This window comes from Marinobacter iranensis (genome assembly GCF_029207565.1).
Taxonomy (GTDB): Bacteria; Pseudomonadota; Gammaproteobacteria; order Pseudomonadales; family Oleiphilaceae; genus Marinobacter; species Marinobacter iranensis.
Genome location: NZ_JANCMW010000002.1, coordinates 390,626 through 415,777 on the forward strand (window position 1 = coordinate 390,626; position 25,152 = coordinate 415,777).

A 25,152-nucleotide genomic window follows, 5' to 3' on the forward strand; every position below is an offset into this window, starting at 1 on the left:
TCGTGAAGATGGAAGAGAGGACTTCTCAATGAACACTACCCGGCGCTCCGCTATCGTTTCCCTCGCGGCCGTTGCAATCTTGCTTGTCAGTGGCTGTAAATCCAGTGAGCCGGCTCCGGACAGGGGCATTGCCCCGGTGACGGTGCGTGCTGCCGAGGTGACCGGCGGCCAGACGGAAGGTGTATCACTGCGTTTCTCCGGTATTGTGCGGGCGGCCCAGCGAGCGACGCTGACATTCCAGGTAAGCGGTACTCTGCGTGAACGGGCGGTGGAGTTGGGGCAGGCCGTGAAAGCCGGCGACCTGCTGGGGCGGGTTTACAACCCGGCCCTGGAGCCGGCCCGGGATTCCGCCGCCGCGCGGCTGGAAGAACTCAAAACCCAGTATGACCAGGCCAGACGGGAATGGGAGCGTTCCCGCCAGTTGCACGAACGCGGTGTGGTGTCGGAGCAGGGGCTGGAACAACTGGCCTCCCGGCGCGATAGCCTGAAGGCCAGTGTGGCAACGGCGGAAGCGTCGCTGGCAGAGGCGACGCGATTGTTGCGGGAGAGTGAACTGAGGGCACCGTTCGATGGCCGGGTGGAAGCCCTGCTGGTGGAGCGGGATGAGTTTGTGGCGTCGGGGCAACCGGTGATGCGACTGTCTTCACCGGAAGGCCGTGAGGTGGAGGTGCGAGTACCCGCCTACATGCTCAACCATGTGGCGCTGTCGCAACTGCTGCCCGTATGGTCGGTGCAGGACCGCAACCGTGCGCCGGTAACCGGCTCTATTGTGGAGATTGCCCAGTCCGGTGGTGTTCGCGGAGAGCTTCATCCGGTGCTGGTGAGCCTGCCGGCGGACACGCTGGAGCCGGGCGAGCCGGTGGAGGTGGGCATTACACCCCGCGAAACCGTTGCCACTACTGTGCCGCTGCTGGCGGTGATGAAATCCAACGGTGGCGCCAGTGTGTTTCGTATTGCGGATGGCATTGCCCACCGGGTGCCAGTAACGGTTCAGCGGATTATCGGCGAGCGTGTGGTGGTGGACGCAACCGACCTTACCGCCGGTGACCAGGTGGTGTTCGCAGGCATGACCCGTATTTCCGACGGTGATGCCGTGGAGGTGCACTAATGTCAGTGCGCCTGCTTAATTTCCAGCGCTTGCTGGGCATGGTGGTCACCATGCTGTGCCTTTTGGGTATTGCTGCCTACAGCACCATGCCCCGCCAGGAAGACCCATCCTTTCCCTACCGTGCCGGCCTGATCACCATCAACTACCCTGGCGCCAGTGCCGAAGCGGTTGAACGGCTGGTGCTGCAGCCATTGTCGGATGAGCTTCGCCAGGTGGAGGAAGTGGATTTCACCAAGGCCACTGCTCGCACGGGGGTAGCGGTGTTCAACGTGCGCCTGAACGATACCATCTACGATACCGACTCGGCCTGGGACCGGGTGCGCCAGGCGATGGACCGGGCGCGGCTGGATTTCCCGGATGATGTCGGCCAGATGGTGCTTGATGACCGCCTGATCGATATTCCCGCCATCATACTGGCCGTTGGTGGTTCCGGTTCGGTAACGGAACTGAGTGACGTTGCCGAGCGGTTAAAACAGAACCTGGCGGATATTCCCGGTGTATCCCGCATTGAGCTGGACGGCGACGCCGACGAACAGATCACCCTGGCACTGGACGATGCCGCCATGTATCGGTTGGGCATTTCACCCGCACGGGTGTTGGACACCCTTTCACGCCGCAACCAGACCATACCCGGGGGGTTTGTGGTCTCGGACGGCCGCCGCCTGTCGGTGTTGCCCAACAGTGAGTTCACCAGCGTGGATGCCATTCGTGCCACGCCGATTGAGTTGCCGGACGGTTCACAGGTGCCCCTGGCCGCAGCAGCGGAGGTGTGGCGTGGCCCCGCCGAGCCCCGGCAGCCGGAAGCCTGGTACGACGGTGAACGGGTAGTCCTGGTGTCGATGATCATGGAAGAGGGCAGTACCGATGCCATCCGTTTCGGCGAACGTGTGCGGGAGCGGTTGTCGCTGATCCGTGACGAATTCGCGCCTTACGAGATCCGCGAGATGTTCTTCCAGCCCGACAAAGTGGAAGAGCGCCTGGATAACCTGGCCTGGAGCCTGGTGATGTCGGTCATCATCATTGTGGCGGTGGTGTTCACCGGCATGGGTATCCGCATGGGCATCCTGGTGGCGTCGATCCTGCCCATGGTGGCGCTGATCAGTATCGGCCTCTACGACCTGGGTGGCGGAGTGCTGCACCAGATTGCGGTGATCGGCATGGTGATCTCCCTGGGCATCCTGATTGATAACGCCATCGTGATTGTGGAGAGCATCCAGGGGTACCTGGACGACGGCATGCGCCGGCTGGACGCCCTGAAGCGGTCAGTACGGGAACTTGCAGGCCCGCTGGGAGCCTCCACGGGCACCACCATAGCGGCATTCATGCCGTTGCTGCTGTCCAAGGGTGGAACGGCGGATTTTACCCGCGGTGTGCCGGTGATGATCATGCTTACCCTGTCGGTCAGCTACTTGCTGGCGGTTTCCGCCGTGCCCCTGCTGGCGGCCCGCTTCCTGAAGCCCCGCAAGGCGGATGCGCGGGAGGACCGGTTGATCGGCCTGTCCCGCTACCTGGGCAGTCTGGTAGCCAGGCGACCCGGTACATTGATTCTTGCCGGTACGGCACTGGTGGTGTTCAGCCTGTCGCTGACGCCCTTCATGAAACAGCAGTTTTTTCCCAATGCGGATCGCCCGCAAGTGGTGGTTGAGCTATATATGCCGGAGGGCACTGACCAGGAACGCACATCCAGCGTGGCAGCGGATCTTGAACGGGCCATTCGTACTCGTCCGGAGGCGTTGCTGGTACACCGGTTCACCGGCTTTACCGGCCCCAGCTTCTATTACAACCTGCAGCGGGAGCCCCAGGCCCCGAATCGTGGGCGGATTGTGGTGTCGACACCCACCCTGGAAGACACCACCGGCCTGGTGCAGTGGATACGGGATTATGCCGGGCAGGAAATGCCCGAACTGCAGGTAACCGTGGGTATCCTCGGCCAGGGGCCACCACGGGCAGCGCCGGTGGAAGTACGGGTGTATCACGCTAACGACGAAACCCGTGCCCAGGCAACGGAACAGCTGTTTGCAGCGCTACGCCGGGTTGAAGGCACTGTGGATGTCCGCCACGACCTGGATATCGGCGTGCCCAGCATCGCCATCAATGTGGACGATGCCAGCGCCGCCCGTTATGGCCTGGACCGCGCCGATGTTGCCCAAAGCCTGTATGGCCAGAGCTTCGGTGTGGTGGCGGAGCAGTATCGCCAGGAGGAAGACCCGATTCCTCTGGTGCTGCGTTCCCGCGAAGGCACCAGCCTGTCATTGCCACGGCTGTTGTCGGTGAACATCTACAATGATCAGGGCGACGCGGTGCCACTGTCTGCCATCGCTTCGGTGGAAACCTCGTGGCAATCGGCCGCCCGGTACCAGCGCAATGGCACCCGGATGAATACCGTCTGGTCCAACCTGCATACCGGTTACAGTTTCAGCCAGGTCCTGGAAGGGCTGGACGCGGCTCTTGCAAGCAACCCGTTGCCACCGGGAACAAGGCTGGAAATGGGCGGTGATGCCGAGGGCTCCGGTGATGCCAATAATGCGTTGCTGACCACGGCGCCCATCGGTGTGCTGCTGTTGCTGTTCTTCCTGTTGATACAGTTCAATTCTTTCCGCCGCGTGGGGATTATCCTGCTGACGGTGCCGCTGGCAACGGTGGGTATCTTCCCGGGGCTGGTGTTCTCCGGCTCGCCGTTCGGTTTTCAGTCGCTGTTGGGTGTGGTCGCGCTGGTGGGCATCGTGGTGAACAACGCCATCGTACTGCTGGATGTGATGGACCGGCAGCTGGAAAAAGGGGATGACATTCGTGATGCCGTTCGCAAGGCGGTGGAGCAGCGCACCCGGCCCATCCTGCTGACAACGGCCACCACCGTTGCCGGGCTACTGCCACTGGCGTTCTCCAGCTCCACCCTGTGGCCACCCATGGCCTGGGCCATCATTTCCGGGTTGCTGGCCTCCACCGTACTGACATTGCTGGTGGTGCCCTCGGTCTGTACCCGGGTGATCAGTTGCAAGGTGGCGGAGCCGGAGAACGCACCGGCCTAGTATTCCGTCTGGTTAGCTCCGGGGCCTGATCATCAGGCCCACACGCTGGCCCACGGGCACGTCGCGGTTCGGGAAGACAATGCCTTCGGGCGTGTCGCCCACCTTGTAGCAGGTGGTGTCGTCTTCCCAGATCACCGTGCCGGGGTCGTACATGGTGAAGTTGGCAACACCGTCGGGCACGTGAAAGCGAAAGCTGTCGCCGGTGTTCAGAATCTCGTGCACCACTTCAAACACCGTGATCTGCCCTGAGGCCCTATCAGGCTTTGGTGGGGGCTCGCCTTGCAGGCGCCGGCGCAATGCGTTGGCAATGCCGGTGAACCGGCTGAGGTCGTTCTGCCCGAATGGCCGCACCTTGCCCAGTTCCACGGTAAAGCTCTCCGCCCCCAGTTCGGACGAGGAAAAGGAGGCGAAGGTGGTGCCTTCGCGGTGCTGCAACAGCAGCGTTTCCACGTCTGCTTCCAACAGGAAATCAACCTGCTCGTCGGGAATGTCCCTGCCCTCCACAAACGGGTAGAGTGCGAACTTCTCCCGCAGGGAAGGGCGAATGGCTGTGTGCAGGTCGTAGTGGCACAGATTGGTGGAATGTTTTGCAGCGAAGGCCTTGCAGGCGTTCTCCAGAAGCCGGGCACGATCCGCCTCGGGAAGGCCCCGATATTCCGGCTTGCGGTGAGCTCCCCCGAACAGCCGGTTGAGGTTTGCATCAAGAAACCGCTTGCCGGCATCCATTGCTGGCGGATTACCGAGGATGAACAGGGCCGGACAGGCCAACTGCCACTTCCCGTGCAGCAACTCGTTCAGCAGGTTGTTAAGAACCTCAATGGGCGCCGTTTCATTACCGTGTACGCCGGCGGAAACGATCAGTGATTCGTTATTGGGGTTGGGACGATCCGCCGGCGGTTCCAGGTAGAGCAATCCGGAATCCTGCAGCTGCAGCCCTGCGCCATCATCCAGCACAACAATTTTTTCGGACGAGACGTGCTCTGCCCGTGCAAGCGTGTGGGAGAGCCAGTCCAGGTCAGGGCCGAACAACTGTGCTTGTAGGTTCATGCAACTTCCCGCTATAACAGGCCACAAACTGGAATGTCAGCCACTGACGGGCCGCTGATGCTGCAACAGGTAGTTTTCCAGTTTGCGGAACGCAAATACCAGTATGAAGGTCAGGGCCATGTACACCAATGCCACAAAGATAAAGGCATCAAACGGCGCGTAGAACCGGGAATAAATATTCCGCGCCGCGCCGGTCAGGTCCACCAGGGTTACCACGCTGGCAATGGCACTGGCGTGAAGCATGAAAATAACTTCATTGGAGTACGCCTGTACCCCCCGTCTGGCCGCGCTCGGCAGGATAATCCGGCGCATCCGCAGGGCCCAGCTCATGCCATAGGCCTTTGCCGCCTCAATCTCGCCGCTGGGCGTGGCCACAATGGCGCCACGGATGATCTCCGTGGTGTAGGCAGCCGTGTTCAGGGTGAATGCCAGCAGGGCAGGGTAGAAGGCCCCACGGAAGATCTCCCACCAGAATGTCTGCTGGATGCCCTCAATCTGGGCCAGTCCGTAGTAAATAATGTACAGCTGGATCAGTAGCGGCGTGCCCCGGAAAAGGTAGGTGTAGAACCACACCGGGCCATTGATCAGCGGGTTTTTCGAGGTGCGCATGATTGCCAGCGGAATGGCAATGACCAGGCCGAGTACCAGCGACAGGAAGACCAGCTGGACGGTGGTAACCAGCCCGCCCCAGTACTCCATGATGGTCGAGGCGGTAAAGATATCGTTGCGGTTGAGTAGTTCAGCGATAAAATCAGGCATGGTTCAGCTCCCCTGTACCACGCCAACATTGGCGCGCTTGTTGAGCCACTTGATAAACAGCTCGGAACCGGCTGTGAGGCTGAGGTAGACAAACGCCACCGGAATAAAGAAATGGAACGGCATGCGTTCGGCTTTGGCCGCTTCCTCGGCCACGCGCACCATATCGGTAAGACCGATGATGGATACCAGCGCGGTGGTTTTCAGCAGTACCTGCCAGTTGTTGCCGATGCCGGGCAGGGCATGGCGCAGCATTTGCGGCAGTATGATTCTGTGGAAGGTGCGCCAGCGGCTGAAGCCATAGGCCCGGGCCGCTTCAATCTGGCCACTGTCAACGGCCAGGAAGGCACCGCGGAAGGTTTCCGCCATGTAGGCGCCGAAGATCAGGCCAATGGTGATTACGCCGGAAATAAACGGGTCAAACTGGAAAAAGAAGTCCACACCGTAGGCGTTGTACAGATAATCAGACAGGTTGTTAACGGCCACCTGACCGCCGTAGTAAAACAGGAGCATCATCACCAGATCCGGTACGCCACGGATCAGGGTGGTATAGGTGGTAGCAATCCCTATGGCTGCCCGGCTTTTGGATAGCTTGGCAGAGGCACCAATCAGCCCAAGCACCAACGCGAGGGCAAGGGAAAGGAAGGCCAGTTCAATGGTGACCACAGCCCCATCCAGCAGGGCCGGCCCGTAGCCTTTCAAGTCAATCATGGGAACATCCGGTAAGCGGGAGCAGCCAAAACGGCTGCCCCCGGGCCAGTTTTACATCTTGACGTCGTATGCGAAGTACTTTTCCATGATGGTATCGTAGGTACCATTTTCCTTCAGGGTGGCGAGGGCATCGTTCACTTCCTCGGCCAGTTCCTTGTCACGCTTGCGCATGGCAACGCCTACACCCTGGCCAAGCTTGACCGGCTCACCCACTTCCTTGAAGCCTTCCTTGCTCAGGACGGTCTGTTCGCCCACTGGGTAGTCAACAAAGACTACGTCCAGGCGCTGGCCTTCCAGGTCAAGGACCATGTCGTCCGCGGTGGTGTAGCGCTTGATGGATACAACACCGCCCATTTCCTCGGTCACGAAGGTGTCCATGGTGGTGCCACGCTGTACGCCAACGGTCATACCTTCCATGGCTTCCATGTCGGTCACGTCGGTGTTGAAGTCTTCAGGTGCGAACCAGCCACCCGGGGTGTTGTAATATGGCTCGGAGAAGAGGACTTGCTCCGCGCGCTCCGGGGTGATGGACATGGAAGACATGATCAGGTCGAACTTGCGTGCCAGCAGGCCCGGAATCATGCCGTCCCATGCCTGAATGACGAATTCGCAGTTGGCGTTCATCTCTTCACACATGGCTTCGGCCAGTTCCACTTCAAAACCGGTCAGATCGCCGTTTTCATCCTTGTATTCGAACGGCTCGTAGGGCACGTCGAAGGCGATGCGAAGATTGCGTTCCTGGGCGTGGGCGACACCTGCCATCATGGCCAGGGCGACGCTTGCTGCAACAATCAGTTTTCTCATGAGTCACTTCTCCAGTAGTCAGCCTTGTGGGCTTTATTATCGGCAGTGGTCTGCCTTATTTTGCTGGTTTTGGTGTTTTCTTACGGAGCGGATCCGCCCCGGCAAGGAAACATGGTTTCAAGATAGCACTGCACATCAGAAGTTGGGAGCCAGAAACTGCTTCATTCGTTCTGAGTCCGGATTGTCGAAGACCTTGTCCGGTGTGCCTTGCTCCTCGATCACGCCCTGATGCAAGAACAGGACCTGGGACGATACATCCCGTGCAAAAGACATCTCGTGGGTGACCACGATCATGGTTCTGCCTTCTTCCGCAAGGTTCTGCATAACCCTCAAAACCTCGCCAACGAGCTCAGGGTCAAGCGCGGAGGTGGGTTCGTCAAACAGCATTACTTCCGGCTCCATGGCCAGGGCCCGGGCGATGGCAGCCCGCTGTTGCTGGCCGCCTGACATCTGGGCCGGGTAGTAGTCCTTGCGTTCATAGATGCCGACCTTGTTCAGGTAGGCTTCGGCTCTTTCGATGGCTTCTTTCTTGGGGACTTTCAGGACGTGGACGGGGGCTTCGATGATGTTTTCAAGAACGGTCATATGGGACCAGAGATTGAAGCTCTGGAACACCATGGAAAGCCGGGCGCGAATCAGTTCCACCTGCTTGTTGTCGGCGGGAATTCGCTCACCCTTGCGGTTGGTTGTGAACCGAATCGGGTCGCCGTGCACGATAATGTCGCCGGAAGTGGGTGTTTCCAGCATGTTGACGCAGCGCAGAAATGTACTCTTCCCGGAGCCGGAGCTGCCGATCAGGGATACAACGTCACCTTTTTTGGTTTCCAGTGAAATGCCCTTAAGGACTTCCAGTTGATCGAAGGTCTTGTGGATATCCTTGCAGATCAGAGGCGCTGAATCTGCCATAGGTGGCTCCTGAGGCTATGTAACAAAGGCGCAAGTTTTACGGACTGTGGTGGTGGAAATCAATACCCCGGGGGGAGGGTTTTATTGTCTTTCACCACAGATGCCGCCTGTTAATTGTGGATTATTGAACGTTTGATGCAAGCTTTTTGCCGATTACGCCCGTTGTGATGCCTTTTCCGGCGACGCCGACGCATTGAAGGAAACGCGAATGATGGCGGTTCCCTGTTGTTCGATGGTGCGCATGGCATCACTGACGAATCGCACATGGGCCATGGCGATGCGCTTTGCTGCCTCGGGTTTTCTTGCCATCACCGCCTGGTAGATCCTCTTGTGCTGTCGGGAGATCTTGTTGCGCATCTCCTCCCGTGGGTTCAGGTTCGCCACGGAGGCCTCCACGGTCAACAGCATCAGGTTCTTGAGGCCATTGAGTACGTGGACCAGCACCGGGTTGTGGGAGGCTTCCACGATGGCTTGATGGAAACTGTGGTCCGGGCGGGCGTTGGTCAGGGGGTCGGTCTGTTCCAGGGCGGAGTAAGCCTTGGTAATACGGTGGAGATCCAGCGTGGTGGCCCTTTGTGCCGCCAGATAGGCGGCCTGGCCCTCCAGTTGCTCGCGAACTTCCAGAAGGTCATACAGGGTGCGCGGATGGCCGGTGAACATCTGCAACAGCGGGCTGTCCTCGCCATCCTCCTCGCTGCCGGGCACGATTCGGGCCACGAACGAGCCCTTGCCGTGCCGGGTTTCAATCACGCCACGGCCCTGCAGTTCGTGCAGGGCTTCCCGGATGATGGCGCGGGACACGCCAAGCCTGGTGGCCAGTTGCCGTTCTGACGGCATTTTCTGTTCCGGCGCCAACCCGCCGTCGAGGATCAGTCGTTCAAGTCGATAGGAGATTTCCTGCGCGATCGCCATGGTTCTACCTGCAAGGATGCACTGGTCTGACCAGTTGTTTTTATTGTGTTGCGAATTAAAGAATCCCTTTCGGGACCAGTAAATATGGCCCATTACAGCCTATTCGTCTATCTGCGATTTACGAAACTGGTCTGACCAGTTGGCAATCCACTGGACTAAACCGGGCAGGACTACGAATATCGATTCAATGCCGGTTGTTGCCGGCGTTGACCTGACCCAGATAAAAACAATGTCAACGGAGATGTGTCGATGAATACCAACAACAACAGTGAGCAGTATATTGCTCAGGATTCGCAGGCCGGAAAAATCGCCCCCAGGCGCGGCTTCCTGAGGTCGGCTGCTCTGGCCACCGTCTGTAGCATCGCGCTTGCGGGGGCTGGCCAGGCCATGGCTGCCACCACCTGGAAAATACAGTCAGTATGGGACGCTGGCACCGTCGGTTATGACCTGTTCGAGGAATGGGCCAACAGCATGGAAGAGAAATCCGGCGGCGAGCTGATCATCAAGCCGTACCCGGCCAAGTCGGTCGCAGCGGATAACAACGCTCTTTTTGAAGCAGTTCGCAACGGCGTTCTGCAGGGCATGAACCCCTTCACCCTGTACTGGTCCGGCAAGATTCCGGCCTCGGTTTTCCTGTCATCCTACCCCGCCGGCCCTGACCAGCCGCACCAGTGGGACATCATGTTCTACTCCATGGGCATGCTGGAAAAAACCCGCGAAATCTATGAGAAGTTCGGCCTGTTTTACGTCGGCCCGATTCAACACGACGCCAACATCATCCACTCCAAGAAGCCGGTTAACAGCCTGGCAGACATGGAAGGCATGAAGATGCGTGTACCGGGCGGCATGGTGGCCGAGGTGTTCCAGCAGTTTGGTGTGTCAACGGTGAGCCTGCCGGGCTCGGATATTTTCCCGGCGTTGGAGAAGGGCACCATCGATGCGGCTGACTACGTCGGCCCTGCGGTGAACTATGAGCTTGGCTTTTCCCAGGTGACTGACTACATCATGTTCGGCCCTCCAGGCGTTATGTCTATCTACCAGCCGGTGGACCTGATGGACCTGACCGTCAACCTGCGGGCGTGGAATGCACTGGATCCGGAACTGCAGCAGTTGGTTGAGGACGAGGTTCGCAACTATTCCCAGAAGCACTACCTCACCATCCAGAAACGCAACATTGAGGCGATGAAGAAGTTCAAGGCTGATGGCGATACGGTGACACGCCTGAGCCAGCAAGACCTCGAGGACTTCCGTAAGGCTGCTATCCCGATCTGGTTCAACTGGGCCGCCAAGAACGAGGATGCCAGGGCGATACTGGATATTCAGCTTGAGTACATGATGAACGAGACCGTCGGCTACATCGACGAGGAAGACATCAAAGGCATGTAAGCCTGCACAACCATAACAAACTGATCACGGGGAAGGCAGGGAGTGCGCTGACGGCACATCCCCTGCCTTCCCCGCTCTGTGATTAAAGGTGATAAAACATGTCTGATCTGAGTGCGTTCGGCTTTGTGATGCCTCACTGGTTTTACTGGGGCTGGCTGGCGGTAATGCCGCTGATCATGATGGCGCTGGATCGTTGGCTTTCCCAGCGCGGCGTTAAAGCCGTCGACAAAAATGCTGCGGCCAATGAAAAGCTTCAGCAAATTGAAGCGGAACTGAAGAAAAGCGTTGATTACAGCGACGTCAGTAACTGGTTCACCAAGGCGGTGGACTGGATCAGCGAGAAATCCGGTGTCTTTATTTCCTTCTGGACCGTAAACGCGGTGGTGTTCTATTTCTTTGAAGTGGTCATGCGCTACCTGTTCAACCAGCCTACGATCTGGGTACACGAAGCCAGCTTTCTGCTGTTCGGCATGCAATACCTGCTGGCCGGTGCGTTTGCGCTGCTCCATGGCGCCCATGTGCGGGTTGACGTGGTTTACAACTTCCTGCCGGTACGGGGTCGTGTGGGCATGGATATTTTCACGTCGACATTCTTCTTCATGTTCGCGATTGCGTTAATGATCACCTCCTGGACCTTTTTCGAGAACTCCTACTCGATGGATGAACGAACTGTTGAAACCTGGGGCATTCAGTACTGGCCGGTGAAAGGCGTGATGCTGCTGGGATCGTTACTGCTGTTCCTGGCTGGTCTGTCCAAACTGATCAAGGACATCGCGGTATTTATCAAACTTGGCCGGGAGCAACACGCATGAGCACGGATACCATGGTCAACCAGGGGCGTGGCTCCCTGACTGGAAAGCTTGGCACCTGGCTGATGATCATTGCCACGGTTGCCCTTACGTTCGTGATGCTGGTGGAAGTCATAAACATCCTGTTCTATGACCCTTTCAGCGATGAGAAATTCCTGTTCAAACTCTCGGGGATGTTGTCGGATGTGAAGATCGGCCCGCTGACCTACATCATGTTCGGGTCTCTGGCCGTGCTGCTGATGATGGGCTTGCCCCTGGCGTTCGTCACAGGTGGCCTTGGCGTAATGTTCATCTATCTGGTGGGCGATTCGATGATGCTGAACATCATCCCCAGCCGGATCTTTCCGATGATGACCAATTCGGACTTGGCAGCAATACCGCTGTTCATCTTCATGGCCTCAATGCTGGAACGGGCAGGCCTTATCGAAGAGATGTTTAACGTGGTCTACAAATGGATGGGCGGCCTTGGCGGCGGCCTGGCTATTGCCACCATCATTGCTTCCACCATTCTGGCGGCAATGGTCGGTGTTATCGGCGCGGCCGTTGTTACCATGGGCATCATCGCACTGCCGGCGATGTTGAAACGCGGGTATGACCAACAGATCGCCCTCGGGTCGATTATGGCTGGCGGTACGCTGGGCATCCTGATTCCGCCATCGATTCTGGCTATCCTTTACGCGGTGGTGGCCCAGCAATCAGTAGGTGAGCTGTACCTGGGCTCGGTCATTCCCGGCCTGATCCTCTCCAGTCTCTATGTGACCTATGTAGGCGTCCGTTCCTGGCTGAACCCCAAGCTGGGGCCGCCAGTACCAGAGGAAGAGCGGATTGGGCTGAAAGACAAGCTGCTGCTGTTGAAAGACCTGATCGCTCCGCTGTTCCTGGTCTTCCTGGTGCTTGGCCTGCTGTTCGGGGGTGTCGCCACTCCGGTGGAGGCTGCCGGTATTGGCTCCTTCGGGGCGATCCTGGTAGCCATGAAACACAAGGTGTTCTCTGTTGCCACACTGCGTGATGCATCGGTAACTACCGCCAAGGCATCAGCCATGGTGCTGTGGATCATGTTCGGTGCGTCGGTCTTTGTTGGCTTCTATATCCTGCAGGGCGGCCAGGACTTCATCACTGAAACCATTCTGGGCATTGGCCTGTCGCCCTACGCTGTCCTTCTGCTGTTGATGGTCCTGCTGGTGGTGTTGGGTATGTTTCTTGACTGGGTTGGTATCCTGCTGCTGGCGGTGCCGATTTTCATCCCGATTGTCGAGGCGCTGGAGTTCCCCGGCCTGCTGGGCTTCCCGGCGGTGCCGGGTGAGGATGTGGTGCTGTGGTTTGGTGTGCTCTACCTGGTGAACATGCAGATGTCGTTCCTCAGCCCGCCTTTCGGCTACGCGCTGTTTTACATTCGGGGCGTGTGCCCGCCGGATATCACCATGGGCACTATCTTTAAATCGTCTCTGGTATTCTTGGCGATCCAGGCGTTCGGGTTGTTTATCTGTGTGCTCATCCCGGGAGTTGTTACCTGGCTACCCAATCTGGTTTATGGCTAAAAAATGAGGAGTAATGACTTATGTTGACGGTTAAACGGCTTGATCTGGCGGACGCCAGAATATTGATTGAAGGCGCAGCGGAAAAGGCGCGGGAAATAGGCGTGCCCATGTGCATCGCCATCACGGATGAGTCTGGCAACCTGATCGCGTTTGAGCGCATGGACGGCGGCAAGATCACCAGCGTGACCATTGCCCAGGACAAGTCGTTCACCGCATCGGCCGCGAAGAAGGCGACCCACGACTACAACGCCGTCAACGTGCCCGGCAAGCTGGCATTCGGCATCCATACCGAAGTGGGTGGGCGTATCAGTTCTGTTGGCGGCGGCCTGCCGGTGATCGTCGATGGTGAAGTTGTGGGCGGTATTGGTATCAGCTCGGGCACGCCTCAGCAGGACATGGACTGTGCCCAGGCGGGGATTGATTACTTTGAAACCAAACGTGGTTGATGGCTGTCACACAGGAAGCCATCCATTCATGAGAACGTTATGACCACCAAGCCGAAAATCAGCAGAGCGGAGCTGGCGGAACAGTTCCGCGCGTTTATCGACCCGGACTTTGTCATCACCGATGACGAAACCATGAAGCCCTACGAATGCGATGGCATGTCCATGTATTGCGAGATGCCCATGCTCGTAGTGCTTCCGGAAACCGCCGAACAGGTGCAGCGGGTGATGCGCATCTGTAACGAGCACGAAGTGCCTGTGGTTGCCCGCGGTGCCGGAACGGGCCTCAGCGCTGGTGCCATGCCCCACAAGGAAGGCGTGGTGCTGTCCCTGGCCAAGTTCAACCGCATCCTGGACATCGATCCATTAGCACGGACGGCGCGGCTGCAACCGGGTGTTCGTAATCTGGCCATTAGTGAAGAGGTTGCCCAGTTCGGTCTCTATTACGGACCGGACCCCTCATCGCAGATTGCCTGCACCATCGGCGGCAACGTGGCGGAAAATTCCGGCGGCGTGCATTGCCTGAAATACGGTTTGACGGTTCACAACATCCTCAGCGTTGAGATGATTACCGCCGAGGGCGAGCGGGTAACCATTGGCAGTGATGGCCTGGACGTCTGTGGCATGGATCTTCTGGCGCTGATGACCGGTTCCGAGGGCTTGCTCGGAATTGTCACCGAGGTGACCGTAAAACTGCTGCCGAAACCGGAAATTGCCCAGGTGGTGATGGCCGGCTTCGACAGTGTGCAGAAAGCCGGTGATGCCGTGGGTGGCATCATCTCCCACGGCATTATTCCCGGCGGCCTGGAAATGATGGACGGCTACGCCATTATTGCGGCCGACGATTTCGCACAGGCTGGTTACCCGCGTGAAGCCAAGGCGCTGCTATTGTGTGAAGTGGACGGCACCGAAGAAGAGGTACACGAGCACATTGAGCAGGCCGAGAACGTCTTCCGCAAACTGGGCGCCACCTCGGTAAAAACCTCCCAGAGCGAGGAGGAGAGGGCGCTGCTCTGGAAGGGCCGCAAATCCGCCTTCCCGGCGGTTGGCCGCATCTCCCCGGATTACTACTGCATGGACGGCACCATCCCCCGCCGGCACCTGGCTCATGTGCTGCTGGAAATGGAAAAAATGTCGAAAGAATTCGATCTGCGTGTGGCCAACGTGTTCCACGCCGGCGATGGCAACCTGCACCCGCTGATCCTGTTTGATGCCAACGTGCCCGGCGAGTTCGAACGTACCGAAGCCTTTGGCAGCAGCATCCTTAATCTATGTGTGGAAGTGGGCGGCTGTATCACCGGTGAGCACGGCGTTGGTGTGGAAAAAATCCGCCAGATGGCCGTGCAGTTCAACGACGAGGAGCTGCAGCAATTCCACGACGTAAAGGCCGCCTTCGACCCTGCCGGCATCCTCAACCCCGGCAAGGGCGTTCCCGCCCTGCGGTTCTGCCAGGAATACCGCTCGCTTGAATATAAGCAACACAAACACGACACGGTGGACGCTGCGCATGGCTGATATTTCGCAGACGCTGAAGGAGCAGATTCTCCAGGCCCGACAAACGGGCCAGAAACTCAACATCGAAGGTGGTGGCACCAAAGCCTTCATGGGCCGCGCCGCCGATACAGACGCCGGCACCCTGAAACTGGCTGAGCACACCGGCATCGTCGAATACCACCCGGTAGAGCTTATATTAACCGCCCGCGCCGGCACCTCCCTGGCGGAAATCGAAGCCACCCTGGCCGAAGAAGGCCAGTGCCTGCATTTCGAGCCCCCAAGGTTCGGTGACGGTTCCACCCTCGGTGGTACCCTGGCCTGCAACCTCTCCGGCCCCGCACGGCCATGGTCCGGCTCGGTGAGGGACCAGGTACTGGGCATCCGCCTGCTTAACGGCAGGGGCGAACATCTGCGCTTCGGCGGCCAGGTGATGAAAAACGTCGCCGGCTACGACACCTCCCGGCTACAGGCCGGCGCCATGGGCACATTGGGCGCCATCACCGAAATCAGCTTGAAAGTCATGCCCAAACCGGCCATGTCCCTGACCCTGGTGCAGGACATGCCGATGGACGACGTCATCCACTACATGAACAGCCGCGCGAAGGAACCCAAACCCATCACAGGCGCCGCCTGGGTAGACGGCAAAGTCTACCTGCGCCTGGCCGGCGCCAAATCCGCCGTGGAAGCCACCGCCAAAAAATGGACCGGCGAAGTGATGGAGCAGGGCGACCAGTTCTGGCAACAGCTACAACACATGCAGCACGACTTCTTTGCCGGTGATGAACCATTGTGGCGCTTCTCCGTCGGCTCCACCGCTGCCAACCCGGACCTCGACGGCCCCTGGTTGATCGACTGGGCGGGCTCTCAGCGCTGGTACCGCGGCGAAGCCGACATTGCCCGGCTGGAAACCATGGCCAAACGCGCCGGCGGCCAGGTAAGCCTGTTCCGGGGCGGTGACCGCACGGATGAAGTCATGCACCACCAGCCACGGGCGCTAAAAGAAATCCAGCAACGACTGAAAAAGTCATTCGACCCGGACGGTATTTTTAACCCCGGGCGACTGTACAGCTGGCTATGATAGTGATTTCGGAGTTGGCAGAGCGGCTGGGACACCCCTTCCGAAACCCGCTCCTTCGGCACATCCATGTGACGCTTGGGCTCCGCCATCCATGGCTACGCACAGTTTCGGAAGGGGTGTCCCAGCTGCTCCGCATCGGAACTCCAGTCAGGCGGCCAGCACAAAATCTGAAAGCGGGTGGGGTAGGGGTATCTGAAATTGTGCGGAGCCAGGGATGGCGGAGCCCAAGCGCCCATGGAGGGCTTGAGCGTATTTCAGATACCCCTACCTCACCCGCTCATGCACAAAGTTTGATAGCAGGTAAACAATGCAAACCAACCTAGTCCAACGATTCGCCAACACCCCAGAAGGCCAGGAAGCCGAATCCATCCTGCGAGCCTGCGTACACTGCGGCTTCTGCACCGCCACCTGCCCAACGTACCAGGAACTGAACGACGAACGCGACGGCCCAAGAGGCCGCATCTACCTGATGAAAATGTTCCTGGAAGGCGAAGAAATCACCGAAAAATCCCGCGAACATCTCGACCGCTGCCTCACCTGCCGCAGCTGCGAAACCACCTGCCCCTCCGGCGTAAAATACGGCCGCCTGATCGACATCAGCCGTGGCCTGATGGAACAGGAAATGCCACGGCCCCCCAAAGAACGCTGGATACGCTGGTCACTGGCGCGCGTGCTCCCCAACCGCCAGCTGTTCGGCCTGCTGCTGCGCATGGGCCAGTTCTTCCGCCCGGTATTGCCGACGGTACTGCGCACCAAAGTGCCGCCCAGGAAACAGGCCAGTCCCTGGCCGACGGCCAGCCACGACCGCATCGTACTGGCCCTGGCCGGCTGCGTTCAGCCCTCCGCCACGCCCAACACCAACGCCGCCGCCGCAAGGGTACTCGACCGGCTTGGCATCACCATGGTGGAAGCACCGGAAGCCGGCTGCTGCGGCGCGGTGAACCATCACCTCTCCGAACACGAAAAGGCCCTGGACGCCATGCGCCGCAACATCGACGCCTGGTGGCCCGCCATTGAGGCCGGCGCCGAAGCCATCATCATGACCGCCTCCGGTTGTGGCGCCATGGTTCAGGAGTATGGCCATCTATTGAAAAGTGACCCTGTCTACGCCGCCAAGGCGCAAAAGGTCAGCGACATGACGATTGATCTTGGCGCCTTCCTGCTCAAACAGGACCTGGAAAAACTGAACGTCCCCAAGGGCGCTGGCAAGGTCGCCTTCCACTGCCCCTGCACCCTGCAACATGCCATGCAGCAGAACGGCGTGGTAGACCAGGTACTGCGCAAGGCCGGTATCGATCTGGCGGAAACCAAGGAAAAGCACCTGTGTTGCGGTTCAGCGGGCACTTACTCCATCCTTCAGCCCGAGCTCAGCCAACGCCTGCTGAACAACAAGCTCAAGGCACTGACCGTGGACAACCCGGACAGAATTGTAACCGCCAACATCGGCTGCCAGATGCACCTGGAAACCAAGGCTCAGGTACCGGTCCAGCACTGGATTGAACTACTGGACGCCTGATCTGTGGCCCGGGCCTCTCACTCGCCTGTGGTTTTGTTTATAATGCCCGCGCCATTAAACAAACCACAGGGAGTGGAAACCGATGCCATGGAGGCAGGCCGTAGCCTTTATATTTCTCGTCATCCCCGCCGTTTCAGCAGCCGAGAAAATGTACACCTGGATTGACGACCAGGGCGTTGCTCATTTTACCGACATAAAACCCAGTGAACGCGAACACAAACGCGTGGAACTGAGGAACCCCTCACTGATCCCCATGCGGGAGAACATCACCCGGGGCAAGCGGGTAAGCAAAATCAACCAGCAAGTGAGTCGCAGCCTTGAAGGCAGCAATGCCGGCCAGCGGACGATGTCCGACCAGCAGGAAGCCCGTGAACGCGAGCGCAAAGACGCCCGCTGCGAGGATTACCGGGAAAAGCTGGAACGAATCCAGAAGCAACTGCGAGCCGGCTACTCCAACGACCAGGGCAACCGCCTGCGGCGCCAGCGCCGGGAAGTCAGCCAGAAGCTGTCACGAAAGTGCATACTTGGCTGAGCGCCCAGCGAGCTCGCCTGTCAGGCGAACGTGGTGGAGATCAGATAGGCCGTGTAACCCACGAAACAGGCCAGCAGGAAGCCACCTTCAAGGCGGTTGATCCGCCCTGGACCACGGAAGCCGTAGCCGAGTAAGAATAGCGACAACGTCAGGGCGGACATCACCGCGATATCCCGGTAGAACACCTCCGGCGCCACCACCATCGGGCTGATGGTGCCGGCAATGCCCACAACCGCCAGGGTATTGAACAGGTTGGAGCCCAGAATATTGCCCAGGGCAATATCGTGCTCACCCTTGCGGGCGGCGATCACAGACGACGCCAGTTCCGGCAGGGACGTGCCCACCGCCACAATGGTCAGGCCGATAATCAGGTCGCTGACCCCAAAGCCGTGGGCAATCTCAACCGCGCCCCACACCAGAATCCGCGAACTGACAACCAGCACCAACAGGCCGGCAATCAGCCAAAGCACCGCGTTGCGAAGCGGCATGGAACGCTGGATCATCTCCTCCGCAATCTCCGCGCCCAGGGCATCGGATTTCTGGGTCATGCCCTGGCGGATGGACCAGGCCATCAGGAGGACAAACACACCCAGCAGCACCAGGGCATCCACGAACGTCAACTCGCCATCCCACAACTGCCAGGCAGCCAGTGCCGTCACCGCCGTAAGGATTGGCAGCTCCTTGCGCATCACCTGAGAGTGTACCGCGATCGGGCTCATCAGGGCGGTGATACCGAGGATCAGGGCGATGTTGGTAATGTTCGAGCCATAGGCATTACCCAACGCCAGGCCCGGATTGCCCTGGGAAGCCGCCAGGGCGGACACCACCATCTCCGGCGCCGAGGTGCCGAAACCAACCACCACCATGCCGATCAACAGCGGCGGCATGCCAAAGTGCCCGGCTGTTGCTGCCGAACCCTCAACAAACTTGCCGGCACTCCACACCAGAAGCGCCAGGCCGACTGCGATAGCCAGAAACGAAAGAAGCATGGGTAGTTCCCTGAATGTGTGGTGCTGTTGGCAGCGGTTAATGATGTAAGTCATTCTGGTTCGGGAGGATATTAGACGCAAATGCGGAAGTTGTTATCTCAGCAGTTGTGCGGATGTGCCGGGAACAGCATTGGGGGAGATGGTATAGTTATCGAACATACAACCAGCCAATCCGGGAGTTATCCAACATGGCTAAGAAACGGGCGAAGCCCACACAACACAGCACAGTTCAGCGTGAACTGAAAACCCCGAAATACCAGATGCGGGTAGTGGAGGACAAAAGCAAGTACAAGCGCAAGCGTGATAAGGCGGTACGAATCGAGGACTTCCGCAAGGCTGCCTGAAGGGTTGTTTTGCGGAAGTCTTCGGTTTCCGGTCACGGGGCATACCATGTTTCCCACAAAACTTGCTGGTAGACAGGGACGAATTGCATGAAGGATCTTGAGCAACACAAGAAGATTGCGGTATTGATCGATGCGGACAACGCCCAGTTATCAAAGTTGCCGCTTATCATTGAAGAGCTCTCTTCCCATGGCCACGTGGTTGTAAAGCGGGCCTACGGTGACTGGTCCATAGACAGCCTCAAAAACTGGAAAACCGTTCTCAACGAACTGGCGATCCAGCCCATCCAGCAATTTGCCTATACCAAAGGCAAGAACGCCACTGATGCATCAATGATTATTGATGCGATGGACCTGCTTTATTCTTCCAAGTTCGATGCGTTCGCCCTGGTCTCCAGCGACAGCGACTTCACCAAACTGGCCTCCCGGCTCAGGGAGGCCGAGATATACGTATTCGGGTTCGGCGAGAAAAAGACGCCGGTTTCGTTTAGAAGCGCCTGTGACGATTTTCTGTTTACCGAGAACCTGGAGTACCCGGAAGAAGTCGTGCCCGATGAGGTCGCTAAATCTGAAACCCCACGGAAAAGGCAGGAAAAGCTCCCCGAGGAAGTAGCACTGTTAAAACGGGCCTGGGAGCAAACCCAGGACGACCAGGGATGGGCAACCTTCTCCGCCGCAGGCTCATTCCTCAAGCGCACACGCCCGGATTTTGATCCGAGAACTTATGGGGCCAAGAAATTCTCTGATTTACTGGTCGACAGGTCTGAGTATTTTACGGTGAAGAAGGGGGCAAGCGGGCAGGGGTATCGGGCTTATAAGCCGGTGGAGCAAAAGTAGGGCGGCAATAACAGAGTTCTAATCGTGTCCGCGGAAATTTACATATTCGGATAATTCGGACCACCGCCACCTTCCGGCGTTACCCAGGTAATGTTCTGGGCCGGGTCGATGTCCCACAGTTTCTTGATGCCGATGCCGTAGTGCTGGGGATCCTTGCCTTCGTCCAGCTTGAAATCCTGGATCAGGCGCTTGCCCAGGCTGATGATGTAGTTGCCGTGGTTGTGCATGTTCTTCGGCATAAAGGCGTTCGGGACCTTTCTCAGCGACGCGGACGGTCAGAACATCAAATTCCATCGATTCGCGTTCCATAACAAATACTCCTACTAAAAAAATGCCCTCGATGAAGAGGGCCAAGGGGTCACAACAATGAGTGACCAGTGGAGTCAACTCAGACGTACAATTGTGCAGCGACAACACTATCTAGCATCGGTAGCAGCTATTTGACCTTTCGAAGCTCTTCCTCAAGCTGCGGAACCGCTTCAAACAGGTCCGCAACCAGGCCGTAATCGGCCACCTGGAAGATTGGCGCTTCCTCATCCTTGTTGATCGCAACGATCACCTTGGAGTCAGACATACCGGCCAGGTGCTGGATGGCACCGGAGATGCCAACAGCGATGTACAGTTGCGGTGCAACGATCTTACCGGTTTGGCCAACCTGCATGTCGTTGGGCACGAAGCCGGCATCGACAGCGGCACGGGAGGCACCCACAGCGGCACCCAGCAGATCAGCCACCTGCTCCAGCATCTTGAAGTTGTCGCCGTTCTGCATACCGCGACCACCGGAAACCACGATACCCGCGCTTCCCAGGTCCGGACGGTCAGACTTGGCCAGCTCTTCGTTCACGAAGGCGGACAGGCCCGCGTCCTTGACCACGTCCAACTGCTCAACCGCAGCGGAGCCGCCTTCACCGGCCACCGGATCAAAGGCCGTCGGGCGAACCGTGATCACCTTGATGCTGTCGGTGGATTTCACCGTGGCAATGGCGTTACCGGCGTAGATCGGGCGAACGAAGGTGTCTTCGGACTCCACACGCATGATGTCGGATACCTGGGCAACGTCCAGCAGCGCAGCAACGCGCGGCATGAAGTCTTTACCCACGGTGCCGGCGGCGGCCAGGATATGGCTATAGCTCTTACCTACCTCGGCAACCAGCTCACCCAGGTTCTCACCCAGGAAGTGGCCATATACGGCGTTGTCGGCAACCAGTACCTTGTTCACACCTTCGGCCTTCGCCGCTGCTTCGCCTACGGCACCGCAGTTTTCGCCGGCAACCAGTACGTCGATGTCGCCACCGATGGCCTTGGCAGCGGCCACAACGTTCAGGGTGGCCTGCTTCAGCTCGCTGTTGTCATGTTCAGCAATTACAAGGATGCTCATTTAGATCACCTTCGCTTCGTTCTTCAGTTTGTCGACCAGCTCAGCTACATCAGCAACCTTCACGCCCGCCTGGCGAGAGGCCGGGGCCTCTACCTTCAGGGTAGAAAGGCGCGGAGCCAGCTCAACACCCAGGTCAGCCGGGGTCATGGAGTCCAACTGCTTCTTCTTGGCCTTCATGATGTTTGGCAGAGAAGCGTAACGCGGCTCGTTCAGGCGAAGGTCGGTGGTCACCACCGCCGGCAGGTTCAGGGCCACGGTCATCAGGCCGCCGTCGACTTCGCGGGTCACGTTAACCTTGTCGCCCTCAACAACCACCTCGGAAGCGAAGGTGCCCTGGCCCATGCCAGTCAGCGCAGCCAGCATCTGGCCGGTCTGGTTGTTGTCGGAATCGATGGACTGTTTGCCGAGAATGACCAGCTTGGGCTCTTCCTTCTCGACCACGCTCTTGAGCAGCTTGGCCGCTTCGAGAGACTGAACCTCTTCGTCGGTTTCGATGTGGATACCACGGTCGGCACCCAGTGCCAGGGCTGTACGGATTTGCTCCTGGCAGGCCTTCGGGCCGATGGAGACCACCACGATTTCACTGGCAACGCCCTTCTCCTTCAGACGAACCGCTTCTTCAACAGCGATTTCGCAGAATGGGTTCATTGCCATTTTGACGTTGGCGAGATCAACGCCGGTATTGTCCGGCTTGACGCGCACCTTTACGTTGTAGTCGATAACTCGTTTTACAGCGACCAGAACTTTCATCCAATTCTCCAGTTTTCAGGTGCCGGTTTCGTGTGCAGAGAGTCAGGTGAGCTCCCGTACGGATGCAGACTCAAGCGGTCGGCCATTGCGACTGACGGTATAAATCGGGTTCCAGTAACGTCAGGGGGAATTCGGACTGCGGAGGGACCGGTAACCGTACAGCGTTTGCAGTACCCGGGTCCGTCGGGCCCGGGTGGTTTCTCTTCAGCTACTTGCTCAGAAGTTGTACTGGGCCGCGAACATTACCCGGCTTGCATCGCCTTCGTCACCGTTTACTTTCTCCACTTCGAAGTACCCATACTGAACGCCAAGATTGACGCTTTGCACCGGGCTCCACTGGTAGTTAACGAAAGCGTTGGTGTTGGTTTCGTGCTTGTCACCCACGGCCAGGCCATCATCGACTGCATCATCCCAGTCCATGGTGGTCATGCCATAAACAGCGTTAAATGTACCCGGACCGGCCTTGATGCTGGTGCCCAGGTTGGCACTGTAGCCGGTAATGGTTTCTACATTGCCATCGGCGTCCAGGTAGGCATCTTCACCATAGTAGTTGGTGCCTGAGCGCCACAGGTAGCCGTTGGCGCCGTCGGTATAGTTGACGTTGCCCTGAATGCTGACCGTATCGGTGACATTGAATTTGGCGGAACCGAAGACAGCAAAGCCCATGGCCGCGTCGTCTTCGGTTCCTGTATCATAACCAACCTGCTGCATAAGGGCAGATGTGGAAAAGGCCAGAGGCCCGGACTTGCCAGTGTAGCGTGCGGTAAAGGTCGGAATGCTTTGTTTGGTCCCTACAGCCGCAGTACCGTCAGTAATGCTTGCCTTGGAGTCTTCGGCTGACAGTGACAAACCGCCAGTAGTGTAACGTACCTGGGTAGAGCGGCTGTAAAGGCCTGCGTTACCTGCCACGCCGTCAAATTCCAACACTGAGGTGGCACCCGTAAAGGCTGTGTGGTTCGACCAGGTCTGACCCAGAATCCAGTTCTTGTACTGGCCGAAGGCATGGCGCAAGCGAACAGTGCTGGTACTGGTCCGGAAATCACCTTCAACGGTGATTTTTAAATCATTTGGGAGCGTGGTACGAACACCCAGCCGTGACTGCACGGCATCGGCGCCGAAATGGCCGGAAACTTCATCGTCCTCTGCTGCTCCAGTGTTCACTTTACTGAAATCACCTGAACGGGTGCCACTAGATCGGCTGATATCTTCATCAATATCGTAGGAGGCGTTGAGCCGTGCATAGCCGTAAATATCGACGGTTGTATCGCCAGCGTTAAATCCGATGGCGGCCGCTTGTCCGGCGACACCCAGCGCTACAGTGGCTGTAGTCAGTTTGATGGCTGTGAATAATTTGTTATTGGGCATAGGGCTTCATCTCCAAAGATTATTGTTGGAATATCGACGTTCTACACAGGCGTACCCTGACAGACGCCTTCTTGAAATTATCCTTGTACGTCAGGTAGCGCTTGAAAAGTAACAGTAGATATTCGCTTCAACAATTATCTATATTCGATATTACCTATGCCTTTTTTGTATTCTTGTTGTCTGGGTTCTGATATTGTCAGGCTCTATCTATCCAGTTTTTCTATCTATCCTCCTGCAGTATCGGGCTTTTATGGGTGTTGCCAATCTCCTTTGGATCGAATAACAACTTTCCGTTCCAGATTCCGGTCTGCACCTGTATGGCCACTTGCTGCATGATGATCTCCGCCAGCTTGAGAGTGGCCACGGAAGAGGGAAGATCCATTGGAGTAACGATCGCCAGGGTTCTGCTGATCTCCGGGGAGGTGATGGGGATAGCGACGACTTCGGATCTTTCTGTCATGTCGTGTACCGCAGCTGAAGAAAGGATGGTGTAGCCCAGTCCCCGCCTCACCATATCCGTCAGCATAGGCCAGGCGCTGACTTCCAGTGCCAGGTTCAGGGTTTTGTTTCGCTCCGCCGCTTCTTTTTCCATTCGTACGCGCAATCCATGTTTTTCCTCCGGTAGCACGAGTGGCAGATCCATCACCTCATCCAGCGTGATCTCGGAGAGTTTGGAGACTTTGGTGTCAGGCGGGGAGATCAGGTAGAAGCGCTCTTCGATCAACGGTCTGTAGCGCAGATTCTTCTGGCTGCCGTGGTGGCTGTAGGTAATGGCAAGATTGAGTCGGTGTTGCATCACCATCTGTTGCAGTGTGCCACTCATGGCGGATTTTACAGCAAGAGTGACCTGGGGGAAGCGTTTGCGATACTCCTCAATGGTGGCCCCGGAAAAAGTATGGGCCACGGTGGGCAAAAGCCCCAGTGTCACCTGGCCGGTAACCTCGCCGGCTACTGCAGTCACATCAGCCTGAGTTCTTTCCAGGCTCTGCAGCAGGGCACGGGCTCGTTCGTAAAGTAGCTCGCCGGCGGCGGTCAATACCACGCCCCGACCGTGTCGGACAAATACCTCAACGTTCAGCGCCTCCTCGAGCATTCTGATCTGTCGGCTCAGCGCTGGTTGTGCCACGAAAAGCTTCTCGGATGCGCGGCTGAAACTCCCAGTGTCGGCGACCGTAAGAAAGGTATTCAGTTGACGCAAGTCAATATTCAGGTTGAAAGGCATGCTATCCCTCTTCCATAACAATTAAGTATCTCTTGGTCATACTCTATACCACATTTGTGGAATAGTCTTGGTGGCTATCCTTTAACTATAGCTATGCCTTTATAAGATGGCTCATATAAAAAGTATATAATTGTTGTAGTTTTCCCTTGCTGCTACGGTTGGTTGCATCAACGGTTTCCTGTTGCACCAAGAGGATAAAAT

The 25,152-nt window shown here is 57.9% G+C and carries 23 protein-coding genes and 1 pseudogene; 12 read left to right on the forward strand and 12 right to left on the reverse strand.

Going from position 1 to position 25,152, the window contains the following annotated elements:
* Window positions 1–28: 28 nt before the first annotated feature.
* The gene (locus NLU14_RS05035; protein WP_275705079.1) at window positions 29–1,108 is read left to right on the forward strand and encodes an efflux RND transporter periplasmic adaptor subunit; all 1,080 of its coding nucleotides are present in this window, start codon (window positions 29–31) and stop codon (window positions 1,106–1,108) included.
* A complete protein-coding gene (locus NLU14_RS05040; RefSeq protein ID WP_275705080.1) occupies window positions 1,108–4,137 on the forward strand; it encodes an efflux RND transporter permease subunit in 3,030 nt (1,009 codons plus the stop codon). The genes NLU14_RS05035 and NLU14_RS05040 overlap by 1 nt, the downstream gene beginning before the upstream one ends.
* A 12-nt stretch (window positions 4,138–4,149) precedes the next feature.
* On the opposite strand, the gene astE is transcribed toward NLU14_RS05040, so the two are convergent.
* The 6 genes from astE to NLU14_RS05070 all read right to left on the reverse strand — a co-directional run bounded on the left by astE (window position 4,150) and on the right by NLU14_RS05070 (window position 9,273).
* The gene (gene astE, locus NLU14_RS05045; RefSeq protein WP_275705081.1) at window positions 4,150–5,184 is read right to left on the reverse strand and encodes a succinylglutamate desuccinylase; all 1,035 of its coding nucleotides are present in this window, start codon (window positions 5,182–5,184) and stop codon (window positions 4,150–4,152) included.
* A 36-nt stretch (window positions 5,185–5,220) separates the two neighbouring features.
* Window positions 5,221–5,943, reverse strand: a complete 723-nt coding sequence (locus NLU14_RS05050) for an ABC transporter permease (protein ID WP_275705082.1) — start codon at window positions 5,941–5,943, stop codon at window positions 5,221–5,223.
* Between the two features lie 3 nt (window positions 5,944–5,946).
* A complete protein-coding gene (locus NLU14_RS05055; RefSeq protein ID WP_275705083.1) occupies window positions 5,947–6,651 on the reverse strand; it encodes an ABC transporter permease in 705 nt (234 codons plus the stop codon).
* 51 nt (window positions 6,652–6,702) lie between these two features.
* On the reverse strand, window positions 6,703–7,455 hold the full coding sequence (locus NLU14_RS05060) for a transporter substrate-binding domain-containing protein (RefSeq protein ID WP_275705084.1): 753 nt from the start codon (window positions 7,453–7,455) through the stop codon (window positions 6,703–6,705).
* A gap of 135 nt (window positions 7,456–7,590) precedes the next feature.
* Complete coding sequence (locus tag NLU14_RS05065) at window positions 7,591–8,361, reverse strand: ABC transporter ATP-binding protein (protein WP_275705085.1); 771 nt, start codon at window positions 8,359–8,361, stop codon at window positions 7,591–7,593.
* Window positions 8,362–8,514: 153 nt separating this feature from the next.
* Window positions 8,515–9,273 carry an FCD domain-containing protein gene (locus NLU14_RS05070; RefSeq protein WP_275705086.1) on the reverse strand — a complete coding sequence of 253 codons (759 nt, stop codon included), beginning with the start codon at window positions 9,271–9,273 and terminating at the stop codon, window positions 8,515–8,517.
* 249 nt (window positions 9,274–9,522) lie between these two features.
* Here NLU14_RS05070 and dctP point away from each other — a divergent pair, with 249 nt between their 5' ends.
* The 8 genes from dctP (at window position 9,523) to NLU14_RS05110 (ending at window position 18,069) form a co-directional block, all read left to right on the forward strand.
* Window positions 9,523–10,659, forward strand: a complete 1,137-nt coding sequence (gene dctP, locus NLU14_RS05075) for a TRAP transporter substrate-binding protein DctP (protein WP_275705087.1) — start codon at window positions 9,523–9,525, stop codon at window positions 10,657–10,659.
* Between the two features lie 98 nt (window positions 10,660–10,757).
* Entirely contained in the window at window positions 10,758–11,471 is a 714-nt protein-coding gene (locus NLU14_RS05080; protein ID WP_275705088.1) for a TRAP transporter small permease subunit, read from the forward strand.
* A complete protein-coding gene (locus NLU14_RS05085) occupies window positions 11,468–13,006 on the forward strand; it encodes a TRAP transporter large permease (protein WP_275705090.1) in 1,539 nt (512 codons plus the stop codon). The genes NLU14_RS05080 and NLU14_RS05085 overlap by 4 nt, the downstream gene beginning before the upstream one ends.
* A 20-nt stretch (window positions 13,007–13,026) precedes the next feature.
* Entirely contained in the window at window positions 13,027–13,452 is a 426-nt protein-coding gene (locus tag NLU14_RS05090) for a GlcG/HbpS family heme-binding protein (protein WP_275705091.1), read from the forward strand.
* 39 nt (window positions 13,453–13,491) lie between these two features.
* Window positions 13,492–14,964, forward strand: coding sequence for an FAD-linked oxidase C-terminal domain-containing protein (locus tag NLU14_RS05095; RefSeq protein WP_275705092.1), 1,473 nt, complete (start codon window positions 13,492–13,494; stop codon window positions 14,962–14,964).
* A complete protein-coding gene (glcE, locus tag NLU14_RS05100) occupies window positions 14,957–16,021 on the forward strand; it encodes a glycolate oxidase subunit GlcE (RefSeq protein WP_275705093.1) in 1,065 nt (354 codons plus the stop codon). Before NLU14_RS05095 ends, glcE begins: the two co-directional genes overlap by 8 nt.
* 307 nt (window positions 16,022–16,328) lie before the next feature.
* The gene (gene glcF, locus NLU14_RS05105) at window positions 16,329–17,537 is read left to right on the forward strand and encodes a glycolate oxidase subunit GlcF (RefSeq protein ID WP_275705094.1); all 1,209 of its coding nucleotides are present in this window, start codon (window positions 16,329–16,331) and stop codon (window positions 17,535–17,537) included.
* Window positions 17,538–17,619: 82 nt separating this feature from the next.
* Window positions 17,620–18,069, forward strand: coding sequence for a DUF4124 domain-containing protein (locus tag NLU14_RS05110; protein WP_275705095.1), 450 nt, complete (start codon window positions 17,620–17,622; stop codon window positions 18,067–18,069).
* Between the two features lie 20 nt (window positions 18,070–18,089).
* Here NLU14_RS05110 and NLU14_RS05115 read toward each other — a convergent pair whose 3' ends face one another.
* The gene (locus NLU14_RS05115) at window positions 18,090–19,058 is read right to left on the reverse strand and encodes a calcium/sodium antiporter (protein ID WP_275705096.1); all 969 of its coding nucleotides are present in this window, start codon (window positions 19,056–19,058) and stop codon (window positions 18,090–18,092) included.
* A gap of 188 nt (window positions 19,059–19,246) precedes the next feature.
* Here NLU14_RS05115 and NLU14_RS05120 point away from each other — a divergent pair, with 188 nt between their 5' ends.
* Both NLU14_RS05120 and NLU14_RS05125 read left to right on the forward strand, forming a co-directional pair.
* Complete coding sequence (locus NLU14_RS05120) at window positions 19,247–19,402, forward strand: hypothetical protein (protein WP_275705097.1); 156 nt, start codon at window positions 19,247–19,249, stop codon at window positions 19,400–19,402.
* An 87-nt stretch (window positions 19,403–19,489) separates the two neighbouring features.
* The gene (locus NLU14_RS05125; protein ID WP_275705098.1) at window positions 19,490–20,236 is read left to right on the forward strand and encodes an NYN domain-containing protein; all 747 of its coding nucleotides are present in this window, start codon (window positions 19,490–19,492) and stop codon (window positions 20,234–20,236) included.
* Window positions 20,237–20,274: 38 nt separating this feature from the next.
* Here NLU14_RS05125 and NLU14_RS05130 read toward each other — a convergent pair.
* From NLU14_RS05130 to NLU14_RS05155, 5 genes and pseudogenes are all read right to left on the reverse strand, one after another.
* Window positions 20,275–20,343 (reverse strand): annotated as a pseudogene (locus tag NLU14_RS05130) (4Fe-4S dicluster domain-containing protein); the annotation flags it as partial.
* 329 nt (window positions 20,344–20,672) lie between these two features.
* On the reverse strand, window positions 20,673–21,614 hold the full coding sequence (locus NLU14_RS05140; protein ID WP_275705099.1) for an electron transfer flavoprotein subunit alpha/FixB family protein: 942 nt from the start codon (window positions 21,612–21,614) through the stop codon (window positions 20,673–20,675).
* Window positions 21,615–22,364, reverse strand: a complete 750-nt coding sequence (locus NLU14_RS05145; protein ID WP_275705100.1) for an electron transfer flavoprotein subunit beta/FixA family protein — start codon at window positions 22,362–22,364, stop codon at window positions 21,615–21,617.
* A gap of 216 nt (window positions 22,365–22,580) precedes the next feature.
* Window positions 22,581–23,729 carry a DcaP family trimeric outer membrane transporter gene (locus tag NLU14_RS05150; RefSeq protein WP_275705101.1) on the reverse strand — a complete coding sequence of 383 codons (1,149 nt, stop codon included), beginning with the start codon at window positions 23,727–23,729 and terminating at the stop codon, window positions 22,581–22,583.
* Window positions 23,730–23,949: 220 nt separating this feature from the next.
* Window positions 23,950–24,951 carry a LysR family transcriptional regulator gene (locus tag NLU14_RS05155; RefSeq protein WP_275705102.1) on the reverse strand — a complete coding sequence of 334 codons (1,002 nt, stop codon included), beginning with the start codon at window positions 24,949–24,951 and terminating at the stop codon, window positions 23,950–23,952.
* Window positions 24,952–25,152: the final 201 nt, after the last annotated feature.